12 protein-coding genes are annotated in these 14,477 nt (G+C 75.0%); 4 read left to right on the plus strand and 8 right to left on the minus strand.

Going from position 1 to position 14,477, the window contains the following annotated elements:
* Positions 1–139 precede the first annotated feature (139 nt).
* The 3 genes from shbA (at position 140) to ACFOYX_RS32730 (ending at position 3,332) form a co-directional block, all read left to right on the plus strand.
* Positions 140–718, plus strand: coding sequence for an RNA polymerase sigma factor ShbA (shbA, locus tag ACFOYX_RS32720; RefSeq protein ID WP_109803370.1), 579 nt, complete (start codon positions 140–142; stop codon positions 716–718).
* Complete coding sequence (locus ACFOYX_RS32725) at positions 715–1,569, plus strand: anti-sigma-D factor RsdA (RefSeq protein ID WP_322438649.1); 855 nt, start codon at positions 715–717, stop codon at positions 1,567–1,569. Before shbA ends, ACFOYX_RS32725 begins: the two co-directional genes overlap by 4 nt.
* 152 nt (positions 1,570–1,721) lie before the next feature.
* Complete coding sequence (locus tag ACFOYX_RS32730; RefSeq protein WP_322438650.1) at positions 1,722–3,332, plus strand: ATP-binding protein; 1,611 nt, start codon at positions 1,722–1,724, stop codon at positions 3,330–3,332.
* A gap of 61 nt (positions 3,333–3,393) precedes the next feature.
* Here the strand turns inward: ACFOYX_RS32730 and ACFOYX_RS32735 are convergent, their stop codons facing one another.
* The gene (locus ACFOYX_RS32735; RefSeq protein WP_109803367.1) at positions 3,394–4,335 is read right to left on the minus strand and encodes a slipin family protein; all 942 of its coding nucleotides are present in this window, start codon (positions 4,333–4,335) and stop codon (positions 3,394–3,396) included.
* Between the two features lie 170 nt (positions 4,336–4,505).
* Here ACFOYX_RS32735 and ACFOYX_RS32740 point away from each other — a divergent pair, with 170 nt between their 5' ends.
* Complete coding sequence (locus tag ACFOYX_RS32740) at positions 4,506–5,138, plus strand: TMEM175 family protein (RefSeq protein ID WP_322438651.1); 633 nt, start codon at positions 4,506–4,508, stop codon at positions 5,136–5,138.
* Between the two features lie 6 nt (positions 5,139–5,144).
* Here the strand turns inward: ACFOYX_RS32740 and ACFOYX_RS32745 are convergent, their stop codons facing one another.
* From ACFOYX_RS32745 to ACFOYX_RS32775, 7 genes are all read right to left on the minus strand, one after another.
* On the minus strand, positions 5,145–6,935 hold the full coding sequence (locus tag ACFOYX_RS32745) for a hypothetical protein (protein ID WP_322438652.1): 1,791 nt from the start codon (positions 6,933–6,935) through the stop codon (positions 5,145–5,147).
* Between the two features lie 69 nt (positions 6,936–7,004).
* On the minus strand, positions 7,005–7,826 hold the full coding sequence (locus ACFOYX_RS32750) for a CoA ester lyase (RefSeq protein WP_322438653.1): 822 nt from the start codon (positions 7,824–7,826) through the stop codon (positions 7,005–7,007).
* Positions 7,826–9,013, minus strand: a complete 1,188-nt coding sequence (locus tag ACFOYX_RS32755) for a CoA transferase (RefSeq protein WP_322438654.1) — start codon at positions 9,011–9,013, stop codon at positions 7,826–7,828. Before ACFOYX_RS32755 ends, ACFOYX_RS32750 begins: the two co-directional genes overlap by 1 nt.
* Entirely contained in the window at positions 9,010–10,959 is a 1,950-nt protein-coding gene (locus ACFOYX_RS32760) for an SUMF1/EgtB/PvdO family nonheme iron enzyme (RefSeq protein ID WP_322438655.1), read from the minus strand. Before ACFOYX_RS32760 ends, ACFOYX_RS32755 begins: the two co-directional genes overlap by 4 nt.
* Positions 10,956–11,894: a ribokinase gene (locus tag ACFOYX_RS32765; RefSeq protein ID WP_109803362.1), complete on the minus strand. Its 939-nt coding sequence runs from the start codon at positions 11,892–11,894 to the stop codon at positions 10,956–10,958. The genes ACFOYX_RS32760 and ACFOYX_RS32765 overlap by 4 nt, the downstream gene beginning before the upstream one ends.
* Positions 11,891–13,345: an ADP-ribosylglycohydrolase family protein gene (locus tag ACFOYX_RS32770; protein WP_322438656.1), complete on the minus strand. Its 1,455-nt coding sequence runs from the start codon at positions 13,343–13,345 to the stop codon at positions 11,891–11,893. Before ACFOYX_RS32770 ends, ACFOYX_RS32765 begins: the two co-directional genes overlap by 4 nt.
* Positions 13,342–14,475 (minus strand): ADP-ribosylglycohydrolase family protein, encoded by a 1,134-nt coding sequence (locus ACFOYX_RS32775; protein ID WP_322438657.1) that lies wholly within the window; start codon positions 14,473–14,475, stop codon positions 13,342–13,344. The genes ACFOYX_RS32770 and ACFOYX_RS32775 overlap by 4 nt, the downstream gene beginning before the upstream one ends.
* Between the last annotated feature and the right edge of the window lie 2 nt (positions 14,476–14,477).

Below are 14,477 nucleotides of genomic sequence, written 5' to 3' on the forward strand. Positions count from 1 at the left end.
AGAGACATCGCCGCGGTACGTCAAGTCGCAACACATAACTTTCGGTGCCGCCCCGCTACCCAACGTGAGAGGTGCGGAAACCAGCCGGACTCAGTACGGTGCGGTTAACCCGTCGGTAACGAAGGTGTCTCGCAACCCCATGATTCGAGCAGTCGATCCAGAGCTGGTCCGCCAGGCCGTCCAGGGCGACCGGAGGGCGATGGCTGAGCTGCTCACCGATGTACGACCCGGCCTGGTCCGGTACTGCCGGGCGCGCCTCGGGCGGGTCGGCGGGGCGTACACCACGGCCGACGACGTCGCCCAGGAGGTGTGCGTGGCCGTGCTGCGGGCGCTGCCTGGCTACCGCGACCAGGGCTCGCCCTTCGCCGCCTTCGTCTACGGCATTGCCGCGCACAAGGTGGCTGACGCGCAGCGCGCCGCCATCCGCGACTCCGCCGTCACCCCCATCGACGCCCCGCTGGAGCAGCCCGACGCCGCTCCCGGCCCGGAACAGCAGGCCGTCGCCACCGACCTGGCCCGGCGGCTGTCGGTGCTGCTGAAGAAGCTGCCGGAGGCGCAGCGGGAGATCATCCTGCTGCGGGTCGCAGTGGGGCTGCCCGCCGACGAGGTGGGACTGATCGTCGGAATGACGGCGGCGGCCGTACGGGTGGCCCAGTCCCGCGCCCTGGCCCGGCTCCGTACGCTTGCCGGGGACGCTCTGGACGAGGTGGCGGCATGAGTGAGCGCACGCCGGGCGGCGGCGAGCAGGCGATTGACCTCGAGGTCATCGCCCGCGACGACCTGCTGCTCGACGCCCTCGGCCGGGGCGAGGAGGCGCCGACCGACGACGACCTCGCCGCGATGCTCGCCGCCTGGCACGCCGACATCGCCGACGACGCGCCCCCGCCGGCGGACGTGCGCCCGCCCACGCCGACCGGTGACGGCGGGACACCCGAGCCGCCGGTGCCCCTGCGACCGGCCGTCCGCTCCCGCCGGACCCGCCCCTGGACGCTGCGCCTGGCCGCCGCGGTGGTCGCGCTGATCGCGCTGGTGTCGGGGCTCGGGATCGGCAGCCGCACCGCCGGGCCGAGCAGCCCGCTGTGGACCCTGACCAAGCTGCTCCATCCGCAGCAGGCCGAGGTGCGCGGCGTCGAGGAGACCATCGCGGGGGCCCGCGCGGCGCTGACCGCCGGCCGCCTCGACGAGGCCCAGCGGCTCGTCGACCAGGCCCGCCAGGAGCTGACCGGCATCACCGACCCGGCCGCCGCGGACCGGCTCCGCGAGCAACTCGACGCGTTGACCCGCCGGCTCGTCGCCGCGCGGACCGACGCCACGCCGCCGGCCACGCCTCCGGTCTCGGCCGCGCCGTCGGCGCCGCGGACCGGCCCCACCGGCCGCGCGACGACGCACGCCCCGGCGCCGGCGCCGCCGAAGCCGGGCACAGGTTCCACGGGCGCCTCCCCCACCGGCGGCGGTGGGAACCTCGTGCCGCCGCTGCCCCGGCTGCTGTCGCCGACTACCAGCCCGTCGCTGCTGCCGCCGCCGCCGGGCCTGCCCCTGCCCCTGCCCACCAGCGGCCTGCTCGGCTGACCGCCTGCCGCCGGTCCGGCGCACCGGCTCGCCGCCGGCTCCGGCTCGCCGGCCCCGAGGGTGGTGGAGTGCGTGGCGGCACCGGACCGGACCCGTGACGCCGCCCGACGCTGTCCCGGGACGCGCGCCCGCTCTCGGTTAGTGTGCTGCCGGTGAGCAGCGCGACGACGGCGGCGGGCCGGACCCACCGCGCAGGCCGGCCCTCGCGGATGACGACGAGCCGCCGGCTGAGCGTCATGATGCTGGCGATGAGCGTGCTGGTGCTGACCGGCGGCGCGGTCGGGGCGGCGGCCCTGTCGCACACCGCGGCGGTGTCCAACCGGCTGGCGGACCGGATCTCCCCGGCCCGCACCGCCGTCGGCCGGCTGGAGAGCGGCCTGCTGGAGCAGGTGGCGGCCGTGCGGGGGTACGTGACCACCGGCAACCCGGAGCTGGTGCGCCCGTACGAGGCGGGGGTGGCGGCCGAGCGCGCGATGGTAGACCGGACCCGCGGCCTGCTCGCCGACGAGCCGGACGCGCGGCGCGAGCTGGACGACGCGATCCGGCTGGCCGACCGATGGCGGACGGAGTTCGCCACCCGGCTGATCGGGGCGCGGCGCGCCGGGACGCCGCCGGAGCAGCTGGCCCCCGTGGTGGAGCGCGGCCGGCTCGCCTTCGACGCCGCCCGCGCCGCGCTGACCGCCCTGGAGGGCCGGCTCGACCGGGTGCAGGCGGCCGGGCGCCGGAACCTGGACGACGCCCGGGCGGTGCGCGACGTGCTCTTCGTGGCGATCCTGGGGGCGCTGCTGCTGTCCAGCGTCGTCATCTCGGTGCTGGTCCGCGCCGCGGTGCTGCGCCCGCTGGGCCGACTGGGCGCCTCGGTGCGGCACGTCGCCAACGGCGAATTCGACCACCGGCTGCGGCCGGAGGGACCGGCGGACATCGCCCGGCTGACCGCGGACGTGGAGACCATGCGGCGGCGGGTGGTGGACGCGCTGATGACCAGCCGGCGGGACCGGGACGCGCTGGAGCAGCAGGCCGCCGAGCTGCGCCGCTCCAACGAGGACCTGGAGCAGTTCGCCTACGTCGCCTCGCACGACCTGCAGGAGCCGCTGCGCAAGGTGGCGTCGTTCTGCCAGATGCTCCAGCGCCGGTACGACGACCAGCTCGACGACCGGGCCCGGCAGTACATCAGCTACGCGGTCGACGGGGCGACCCGGATGCAGGACCTGATCAACGACCTGCTGACGTTCTCCCGGATCGGGCGGGTCTACAGCGACGACCGGGAGGTGGACCTCGCGGAGGTCTTCGCCCGGGCCGAGTCGGACCTGTCCGGGCCGATCGCCGAGGCGGACGCCGAGGTCGTCGCCGATCCGCTGCCGGTGGTGCACGGCGACCCGACCCTGCTCACGATGCTCTGGCAGAACCTGCTCGGCAACGCGGTGAAGTTCCGCAGCCCCGACCGGACGCCCCGGATCCGGGTCACGGTGGCGGAGGACGCGACCGGCTGGACGTTCGGCGTGGCGGACAACGGCATCGGCATCGACCCGCGGTACGCGGACAAGATCTTCCTCATCTTCCAGCGGCTGCACCCGCGCGGCAGCTACGACGGCACCGGCACCGGGCTGGCGATCTGCAAGAAGATCGTCGAGTACCACGGCGGCACGCTGGTGCTGGACGACAGCGACACCGAGGGCGCCCGGTTCACCTTCACGCTGCCGAAGCCGGCCGCCGCGGTCGTACCGGAGCAGGCGGGCGAGCGGGCGCCGGCGGTCCCGGCCTGAGGGCGGAACCACCGGCGGCTCAGGCGGCGGGGTATACAGACAGCCGGTATACGCTGTCCCGTCAGTCGGTGGGCCGGCCGCGCCGCCCGTCGCCGTCGGCCGCCGCCGCGGCGACGTTCTCCGTGACCGGGCCGAGCACCGGGCCGACCGGCGTCGCCTGCTCCCGCGGGCCCGGCCCGCCGGACACCCCCGGCTCCCGGCTGCCGCCCCGGCCGGCGGACGGCGCCGCCTCCCGCGAACCGCGGGCCACCTCGTCGAAGAAGCGCAGCAGCTCCACCGGGAACGGCATGACCAGGGTGCTGTTCTTCTCCGCCGCCACGTCCACCACCGTCTGCAACAGCCGCAACTGGTACGCCCCCGGCGTGTCCGCCATCGCCCGGGACGCGTCGGCGAGCCGGCGGGACGCCTGGAACTCGCCGTCGGCGGCGATCACCCGGGCCCGGCGTTCCCGCTCCGCCTCGGCCTGGCGGGACATCGACCGCTTCATCCCCTCGGGCAGCGACACGTCCTTCACCTCGACCCGTTCGATCAGCAGGCCCCACGGCTTCTCGGTGGGCGCGTCGATCACCGACTTCAGCTCGGCGTTGATCCGGTCCCGGTCGCGCAGCAGGGTGTCGAGGTCGGCCTTGCCGATCACCGACCGGAGCGCCGTCTGGGCCACCTGGAGCACCGCCGACGGGTAGTCCCGCACGTTGACCAGCACCTTCACCGGGTCGACCACCCGGTAGTAGACGACCGCGTCGACGGTGAGGGTGACGTTGTCCCGGGTGATGACGCCCTGCGCGGGCACGCCGATCACCGTGGTCTGCATGCTGACCCGGACCATCCGGTCGACGACCGGGATGATCAGGTGGAAACCGGGCTGACGGATCCGGTCCAGCACCCGGCCGAAGCGGAACACGACACCGCGCTGGTACTGCTGCACGAGCCGGACGCTCAGCGCCAGCACGATCACCACGATCGCGACGATGATGACCAGCGCGACGACGGCGGCGGCTCCCATGGTCCCCCTCGATCCCGGAGGCGCCCGCCTCCCGGCGCCGCGCCTACCCGTTCCGGGAGCGTTCACTCCTCGCGTTCGCCAAGGAGTTCGGCGCGGGCGACGCCCTGATGTCTCACGCTTAGGCGGTGAAAGAACCTAGTCGTGAACCAGGAAGGTCAACGCGGTTCGGCATGAAGCGCGAGCCTGCGAGGGTCGTGGCCTTCAGCGATGCGGTCATCGCCATCGCCGTCACTCTGCTCGTCCTCGAGATCCGTCCGCCGCAGGACACCCGGCACCTGTTTCACGGTCTCGCCACGCTCTGGCCGTCTTACCTGGCTTACGTCGTCACCTTCATGTTGATCGGGCAGGTGTGGGCCAATCATCACGTCATGTTCGACCACATCCGTCATGCCGACCGGGTGGTGCTGTTTCTGAACACCGTGCTGCTGATGGACATCGCGTTCCTGCCGTTCGCCGCCTCCGTTTTGGCCAAGGCGTTCCGTGAGGGACAGGGAGAACGCACTGCCGTCGTCTTCCACGGCATCGCGTTCGAATTGGCAGCCATCTTATTCAACGCTATCTGGGAGTACACGCGTCATAATCGCCGGCTGCTCGCCACCACCATCGATTCCGCTGGTGCGCGAGCCATCAGCCGGCGCTTCCGGCTCGCCCTTGCCTGGATCGCCACCGGAACCCTGCTGGGCGCCCTGCTTCCCGCTCTCGGCGTGGCTGTGATCGCCGCATTCATTCCCTTCTACTGGCTGCCGATCTCGGGCGAGATCCCCGGTACAGAGCCGCAGCACGACGGTGGCGGTCAGGCGTGACCAGGATCAGAGGCGGCGGGCCGGCGGTATGTCGCGGGTCTGCATTCGGGAAAGGAACCAGGCCGGGTTGCTCGCCCCCAGGAGCGCCCCGTCCCTCCCCCGGACCTGGGTGCGGACGTAGCTGCCGTCGCCTGTTGTCACGCGCAGGTCGTACCAGCCCTGCCTAAGCTGCCGGCCGGAGATCCGGGTGGTGCGAGTCGCCGGGGTCAGGTCACGGATGCCGGCCAGGTCGACCGTCCCGATGACGGCCTCCAGGGACGCGCCGGCGGGCAGGTCGGTGGCGAGCAGACGTACCGTCAGCTCCGACGCGTCGGTGACGGCGACCGCGCCCATCGCCGTCCGGCCGTCGACCTCGAGGTCCAGCGCGCCCCGGTAGCGGGCCAGGTCGGTGAACCAGGCCTGGCCGGCGCGCAGCGCGGCCACCAGGTCGTCCCGGTCGGTGGACGACGCCCAGACGTACGTGATGTGCCGGTCGCCGCGGCCCCGCCAGTCGGTGCCGTCGTGGTCGTCGGTGACCCCGACGGCGGTGAAGAAGACGGCGTTGCGGGCGGCGACGTCGAGCGCCCACAGGTGGTCGTCGACGGGACCGCGACCGATCTCGACCAGGTCGGCGCCGAGGTTGTTCCGTTCCACCATCAGCCGGGCCAGCGACTGGCGGCTCTCCACGTCGAGCGGGTGGTTCCAGCAGACCACGCCGCCGTGCGAGTGCAAGAAGCCGATCATCCGCTCGGTGCGGGTCACGTCGTTGTCCCGGTACGGCGGCGACGGGAACTCCGGCAGGGTCTGGTCGCCGCCGAACCAGTTGAGGTGCCGCACCAGCGACACCTCGTACGCCCGATGGTGCGTGACCTCCGGGTAAGCGCCGTCGTACGCGCGCAGCACCTCGGTCCGGAGGTCCTCGCCGGCCTGCCCGGCGCGGCGGGTCCGGTCGAAGGCCAGCCGGTCGACGACGAAGCTGCCGCGCGCGGACGCGACGCTGACGCCGAGGCGCAGACCGCGCAGGGAGTTGTCCCCGGCGACCAGGTCGGGCCAGAGCCGCCGGACGTCCGCCAGCAGCGGGAGGCTGTGCCGCCGCCACTGCCCGGGCGGGGCGGGCAGGTCAACGGTGCCGACCAGGCCGTCGGTCGAGTGACCGGTGCGTCCGGCGGCGATGCGGTAGCGCAGGATGTGCTGGCCGGCGGGCCTGCCGCCGCGGGCGGGGTGGTGCGACAGGGCGATCTCGACGAGCAGCACCGCGGCCGGCCCGGACGTCTCCGGCAGCACGTCGAGGTGCAGTGTGGTGTCGGAAATGTTGCCGGTGTGCGTCCAGTTCCAGGCCTGACCGGCGTACCAGAGGATGCCCGCGCCGGTGGCGGTGAGGCGCAGGGCCTTCGCCGGGTCCTCGGTGCCGTGCGGGCTGTCGACGAAGTCGGCGGCCGACGTGGTCAGCCGCCCCTCGGTGGACGCCTTCCACGTCCAGGCCAGCCCGCCCTCGAGTTCCTCCGCGCCGTCGAAGTGCACCATCCGGCGGTGGTCGTGCGCGGCGACCCGGAAGTCGTGGTCGGTCCACCAGATGACGTCGACGTCGTTGCGGCGGGCCTGGTCGAGGTGGGCGGCGTAGCTGGCGATGCCCTCGCTGAACGAGGCGTGGATGTGCATCGCCATGCTGACCGGCCGGCGGCCGTGCGGCGGGAACGGCAGCGGTGGCGGGTCGGCGGTGGCGGCGAGGCTGACGGGAACGCCGACGCCGGCGACGGCGAGGCCCCCGGCGGCGACGAGCAGGCCGCGCCGGTTGAGCCGTGGCTGTCCCTCGCCCATTCCCGCTCCCATCCTGCCCGTCGGTGGGGTCAGCGTACGGTCGACCTGCTCGGGCTCGGTGGTGGCGGGTCAGGCCGCGTAGCGGGCGGCCAGGTCGACGACGCGGCGGGCGGCGGCCACCATCGCGCGGTCGGCGAACCGGCCGTCGGGCAGCACCACCGTGCCGGAGTCGCGGGCCTGCGCGTCGGCGACCGCGGCGAGGAGTTCCCGGGCCCGGGCCACCTCGCGCTCGGCCGGGCGGAACGCCTCGGCGATCACCGGGAGCTGGCGCGGGTGGATCGCGGCGCGGCCGAGGAAGCCGAGCCGCCGACCGGCCGCGCAGGAGGCGGCCAGCACGTCGAGGTCGGCGACGTTGGCGTAGACCGACATGGCGGGCGGCGGCAGGCCGGCCGCGCGGGCCGCGACCACGACGCGGCCGCGTGCCCAGAGCAGGCCGTCGTCGTCGGCGACGCCCAGGTCCGAGCGCAGGTCGGCCTCGCCGAGCCCGAGCGAGGCCACCGCCGGGTGCGCACCCGCGATGTCGTACGCGGCCTCCAGCCCGACGGCGGACTCGATCAGCGGGTGCAGCGGGGTGTCGACGCGGGCGGCGAGCGCGGCGACGGTCGCCGGGGACTCCACCTTGGGCAGCCGCAGCCCGGCCAGCCCGGGCGCGCCGGCGACCGCGGCCAGGTCGCCGTCCACGTCCGGGCCGGCCAGCTCGTTGACGCGGACCTGCACGGGCACCGCCTGCGGCTCGCTGAGGAACTCGGCGACCGCCTCCCGGGCGTACGCCTTGCGCCCGGCCACCACGGCGTCCTCCAGGTCGAGGATCACCGCGTCGGCGCCCGAGGCGACGGCCTTGGCGAACCGGTCCGGCCGGTCGCCGGGCACGTAGAGCCAGGTGAGCAGCATCAGATCACCCCGCGCTCGCGCAGCGCGGCCAACTCGTCGTCGGTGACGCCGAGCGCCCGGAACACCTCGTCGGTGTCCTGGCCGTGCCCCCGACCGGCGTGCCGGATCTCCCCGGGGCTGGCGGACATCCGGAACGGCACGTTCTGCATGCGTACCTCGCCGAGGTCCTCGTCGGGGACGGTGACGACGGTGCCCAACGCCGCATACTGCGGGTCGGCGAGGATGTCGCGGACGTCGTAGACGGGAGCGACGGCGGCCTGCGCGGCCTCGAACGCGGCGACGACCTCGTCCCGGTCGCGGTTCGCCACCCACGCGCCGACGGCGGCGTCGAGTTCGTCGGCGTGCGCGGCCCGGCCGCTGCCCGTGGCGAACCACGGTTCGTCGATCAGCTCGGGGCGGCCGACCAGTCGCAGCACCCGCTCGGCGATGCTCTGCGCGCTGGTCGAGACCGCCACCCACCGCCCGTCCGCGCACCGGTAGGTGTTGCGCGGGGCGTTGTTGTTGGACCGGTTGCCCAGCCGGGGCTGGACGTAGCCGAGCTGGTCGTACCAGGTGATCTGCGGGCCGAGCATCGCCATGATCGGTTCGATGATGGCCAGGTCGACCACCTGGCCCCGGCCGGTGAGGTCGCGGCCGCGCAGGGCCAGCATGACCGCGTACGCGGCGGCGAGCGCGGTGACCGAGTCGGCGAGCCCGAACGGGGGCAGGGTGGGCGGCCCGTCGGGTTCACCGGTGGCGGCGGCGAAGCCGCTCATCGCCTCGGCGAGGGTGCCGAACCCGGGTCGGGACGCGTACGGGCCGAGCTGACCGAACCCGCTGATCCGGGCGATGACCAGTCGCGGGTTGACCGCGTGCAGCTCGTCCGGGCCGAGCCCCCAGCGTTCCAGGGTGCCCGGGCGGAAGTTCTCCACCAGCACGTCCGCGTCGGCGATCAACCGGCGCAGCAGCTCCGCACCCTGCGGGTCGGAGAGGTTGCAGGTGACGGTCCGCTTGTTGCGGCCGAGCACCTTCCACCACAGGCCGACACCGTCCCTGGCCGGGCCGTGGCCGCGCGACGGGTCGGGCTTGGCCGGGTGCTCCACCTTGACCACGTCGGCGCCGAAGTCGCCGAGGAACGCGGCGGCGAGCGGACCGGCGAAGAGGGTGGCCAGGTCGACGACCTTGACCCCGTGCAGCGGCCCGCTCATCGGTCGTCCCCGGGCAGGTCGGCGGCGCAGCGGAAGCCGATCGAGTCGGAGCGGGTCAGTCCCGCCCCGGTGAGCAGGAGCTTCACCGACACGTCGGGCGGCTGCGGGCCGCCGTCGAGGTACCAGTCGCAACCCTCCGCCCGGTACGCGCACCCGCCCTTGAGGATCACGAAGCGGGTCCGCCCGTCGGAGTGTTCGCTCTCGGTCAGGTTCCACACGAGGGGTTCCCGCCGGCTGAGCAGCCCCGCCTCGGCGGCGACCTGCCACTCGTCCTCGGTGGGCAGCCGCAGCCCGGCCCAGTCGGCGTACGCGCGGGCGTCGGCGAGGTCCACGCCGGTGACCGGGGCGTCGGCCGGTCCCCGGCCGGCGGTGAACCGTTCCGGTCGGACGGGTCGGTAGCCGGTGGCGGCGAGGAACCGCGCGTACTGGCCGTGGGTGACCTCGCGCGTGTCGATGGCGAAGCGGCCGAGCCGGACCGGGCGGCGCAGGGTGCCGGTGTGGTGCAGCCGGGGCGGCAGCGGCTTCCACTCGTCGACGTAGGGCGCCTCCCCGTACAGCCCGGTCTCCCGGACCCGGTGGCGGACGAGCAGGTCGTGCCGGCCGCCATCGACGGTGACCATGCCGTCGGGCAGGGCGGCGAGGGGCGCCCACGGGGTGCGGGCCCGCACCGCGACCCGGGCCGGGAAGGACGGATCGCCGGCCGGCGACTCGTGCCGGACGACGGGTGTGTCGGCGGCGACCACGGCGGCGATCCCGCCGGCCGGGAGCGGGCCGCCGGCGGTGACCCGGCCGTCGCCGGTCTCGGTGACGGTCAACTCCGCGCCCGTGATCAGGTCGACGAAGCGCCGGCCCGGGCGCGGCTCGGTGAGCAGCCACGGCCCGTCGTGGTCGTCGCCCCGGTTGACCACCGTCCACAGTGGTTCGCCGTCGTACGTCCAGCGGGACGCGTACACCGGCCCGGAGCCGGCGCGGTCGGCGAGCGGCACCCAGTCCTCGGCGCCCAGCCAGGCGGCGTGGCTGGCCTGCACCCGGCGCATGGCCCGCAGCACGGCCTTGTCCCGGTCGTTCCAGCCGACCCAGACGCCGAAGACGCTCTCCCAGACCAGGACCCCGCAGCCGTTGAGCCAGGCGGAGTGCAGCTCGTCGAGGTGGCTGCGGTGCCAGCGGCGGGTGTGGTGCAGGATGTGCCGCCGCTCGAACCACTTGGCGCGCAGCACCCCGGGCACCGTCGAGTCGGCGAACCACTGCGCCCAGGACATCGCGTGGTCCTCGACGCGGGCCAGCGGCACCCGGCTCTCCCCCTCTAGGACCAGGCCGGGGCGTACGGCGTCGAGGGCCTTGCGCAGCTCGCCGGCGCCCTCCTTGAGGGTGTCCAGGAAGACCCCGTCCACGCCGAGGCCGGCGGCCAGCGCGGCCACCTCCTCGGCGTCGGTGCCGGGTTCCCGCCTGGTGCCGGTGTCCCAGGGGTTGTAGTCGACGAACACCCGGACGCCGTGCGCCTGGAACGCGCGCACCACCTCGGGCAGCTCGGGCACGTCCCGGTACCAGTCGAACTGGTTGCGGTCGTCCAGCCCGATCACCGGGTACGCGTGCCACAGCACCACCCCGTCGAAGCCGCCGAAGTCGCGCCGGGCGGCGTCGAGGAACGCCTCGACGGTGAAGACGCCCCGCTCGTGGTTGTAGAGGGTCTCGTCCCACAGCCAGGCGAGGCAGACGGAGAAGCAGTCGCCGGTGATCTCGTCGTAGTGGCTGCCGGTGTAGGCGAGGCGGGCCAGGGCGTCGGCCCGCCACCGGGCGAGCTGCTCCCGCCAGGCGGGCCAGTCCGCCGGGTCGTCCGGGGCGGCGAAGATCTTCGCCTCGTCGAGGGTGGTCAGGTCGGCGTGCGAGCCGAGCGGCACGTCGGTCGGCCGGTCGATCGGCCGCGGCACGTAGGGATTGAAGCTCACGCGGCATCTCCGTAGGTCACGGCGTACAGGGCGTCGATCGCGGCCCGCGAGGGCAGGGCGGTGGACGCGCCGGGGCGCTGCGCGCAGGCCGCACCGGCGGCACACGCCCAGCGCAGCACCGCCGTCGCCGTGCCGGCGGTGAGGGTGCCGCCGCGTTCGGCGAGGGCGACGGCGAGCGCGCCGGTGAACGCGTCACCGGCCGCGGTGGTGTCCACCGCGTCGACCTTCGGGGCCGGGACCTCGATCCGGGTCCCGGCCCGGTCGGCGTACGCGGCGCCGCGCGCGCCCAGGGTCAGCACCACCCGGGGCACCAGGGTCACGAGCGCGTCGAGCAGCGCGCCGGGCTCCTCGGTGAAGACCCCGCCGACGACCGCCGCCTCGTGTTCGTTGACCACCAGCACGTCGACCAGGTCGAGCAGCTCGGCCGGCAGCGGCCGGGCCGGGGCGGCGTTGAGCACCACCGTGGTGCCGTCGGCGCGGGCCCACTCCGCGGCCTGCCGGACCGCCGCGAGCGGCACCTCCAGCTGGAGCAGCAGCACGTCGGCGCCGGCCACCGCCGTCCGGTCGGCGGCGTCCAGCGTGGTGAGGGCGGCGTTGGCGCCGGGGGCGACGACGATGAAGTTCTCGGCCGCGCCGTCGACGGCGATCAGCGCGACGCCGGACGGCCCGTCGACGGTGCGCAGGCCCCGTACGTCGATGCCGGCGGCGATCAGGTTGTCACTCAGCAGCATGCCAAAGTCGTCGGTGCCGACGGCGCCGACGAAGTCGCAGTCCGCTCCGGCCCGGGCGGCGGCCACCGCCTGGTTGGCGCCCTTGCCTCCAGGCACGGTGCGGAAGTCGCCGCCGAGCACCGTCTCACCGGGCCTGGGCAGCTGCGGCGTGGTCACCACCAGGTCCAGGTTGGCGCTGCCGACCACGATCACCCGGGCGCTCACGCCGCGCCCCCGTCCGCCGGCACCCGGGCGTCGGCCAGGGCGAGGGTACGGTCGGCGAGGGCGTCGAAGCCGATCCCGTCGAAACCGGCGATGCTGCTGGCCAGCCGGTTGCGCAGCGGGGCGACCCAGCGCGCCGGCAGCCCGGACGCGCCGGTCAGCGCCCCGGTGACCGCGCCGACCGTCGCGCCGGTCGAGTCGGTGTCCCAGCCGCCGCTGACCACGGCGCAGATGGACCGCTCCAGGTCGCCGCGCCCGTACGCGAGCGCCGCCGCGACCAGCGCGGCGTTGTTGCGCACGTGCACCCAGTGCAGGTGGCCGTGCCGCTGGTAGAGGGTGTCCACGATGCTCTCCCAGTCGTCGGTGCCGGCGCCGAGGGCGCGCGCCTCCCGGACGGCGGCGGTGAACCTGCTGCCCGGCGGCAGCACCGACTCGCCCGCGTCCAGCACCTCGTCGATGCTCCCGGCGACCGGCGCCGCCGCGGCGAGCGCGGCCACCCAGATCGCCCCGTACGCCCCGGCCCGGACGTGGCTGACGGCGGCGTCCCGCCAGGCCGCCTCGGCGGCCTGGTCGGGGCGGCCGGGGTTGGTCCAGCCGTACACGTCGGTGCGGATCTGAGCGCCGATCCACTCCCGGAACGGGTTGTGTCGGCGGGCGGTCTGCGGCGGGGCGTGGCCGAGCAGCAGGTTGCGGTAGGCGACCCGCTCCGCGGTGAAGACCCGCCCGGCGGGCAGCCAGTCCAGCCAGGCCTGGGCCACGTCGGCGCTCGTGAAGTCCGGGCCGTGGGTCTCCAGGATCCGCAGGGCCAGCAGCGCGAAGTTGAGGTCGTCGTCCTCGGGCATGCCGGCGATGTTCTCGGCCAGGCTGGTGGGGGCGCTGCGCCGGTTCCACGGCCAGCGGGCGGCCACCTCGGCCGGCAGCCCCTCGGCGGTGAAGTACCCGCGCAGCGGCCACCGGCCGGTGGCGGTGAGGATCTCCCGGATCCCGGGTCGGGGGATCTTCTCCACCGGCTTGCCGAGCAGGCAGCCGACGGCCCGGCCGAGCCAGGCCCCGTGCAGCCGGTCCCGGGTGGCGGTGGTCGGCAGGTGCCAGGCCGTCGGCCAGGTCGCCCGGACGGCGTCGAGGTCGTCGGGCTCGTCGGCCGTGTCGGGGCCGGGCAGCGCGTCGGCGGCGTCGAGCAGGTCGACGGCCAGGGCGCGCAGCTCGGGCGACGCGGGCACGGCCGAGGCCCCGCTGACCGGGGCGGTGGCGTCGCCGCCGGCCGCCGTCCAGCGGTCGGCGAGGGCGGTCACGTCGCGGCCCTCGTCCCGGCTGGCCGCCAGCTCGTGCGGCAGCAGGTCCTCCGGCTGCACCCAGGTCAGTCGCAGCCCGCCCGCCGCGCCGGGACGGGAGGCAGGGCCGCCCGCCCCGGCGGCCGGCGCGGTGCCGGTGGCCGGGACACCCGCAGCGGTCATGCCAGGCCGCCGAAGCGCTCGGCGCGCCGGGCGAAGCGCTGCCGGTCCCGGTCGAAGACCTCGGTGGCGACCGCGGCGAGTACCCGCGCCGGCTCGACCAGGTCGGTGCGGGACGCCTCGGCCACCACCGTGGACCACTCGGGGGGCACCGCCGCCACGCCGCCCAGCGCCCCGGCGATCGCGCCGGCCATGGTGGCCGTGGAGTCGGCGTCCCGGCCGTAGTTGACCGAGCCGAGCACCGCCGACCGGTAGTCGCCCTGGGCCACCACCAGCATGCCCAGCGCCACCGGCAGCTCCTCGATGGCGTGCAGCCGGCTGGGCCGGCGGGCGCCCAGGCCGGGGCTGCGGTACTCCTCCCCCACCGTGTCGTAGGGGGCGACCGCGGCGCGCAGCGCGGGGATGGCGGCCTTCCAGTCGTCGTACCCCCGGGCCTCCTTGACCACCGCGTCGATGGCGGCGCGGGTGCCGTCGCGGGCCAGGTCGAGCGCCGCGCCGAGGACGTCGTCGACGCCCGCGCCGGGGGCCGCGGCGGCGGCGACCGCGGCGGCGAAGACCGCCGCGGCCTCCCGCCCGTAGCTGTGCTGGTGCGCCCCGGCGATCTCCACCGCCTCCGCGTACGCCCCGGCCGGGTCGCCGGCGTTGACGATGCCGACCGGGGCCATGTACATGGCGGCGCCGCAGTTGACGATGTTGCCCACGCCGGCCTCGCGGGGGTCGGCGTGCGCGTGGTGCAGGCGGGTGACCAGCCACCGTTCGGCCGCGGCCAGCCGGTGGAAGGTCACCCCGTCCCGCTCCAGGTCCGGGATGTACACCACCCGCTCGATCAGGTCGGGGACGAGCAGTTCCACCACGTCGTACGCGTCGAGGTGGTCCCGCTTGGCCGCGTACGCCCGGACCAGGGCGTGGGTCATCAACGTGTCGTCGGTGATGTGCCCGTCGCCCTTGTGGTACGGCGCGAGTGGCCGCGCGGTGGCCCAGTCGGCGTGGTACGGGGGCACGACGCCCTCGACCCAGCCGCCGTAGCGGGCGCGGATCTGCTCAGGGAGCGCTGTCTCGGTGGCACCGCCGAGGGCGTCGCCCACCGCGGCGCCGACCAGGCAACCGACCGACGTGTCGAGCAAGAGTGACATGG

Source organism: Micromonospora sp. GCM10011541 (assembly GCF_042650725.1).
Lineage (GTDB): Bacteria > Actinomycetota > Actinomycetes > Mycobacteriales > Micromonosporaceae > Micromonospora > Micromonospora sicca.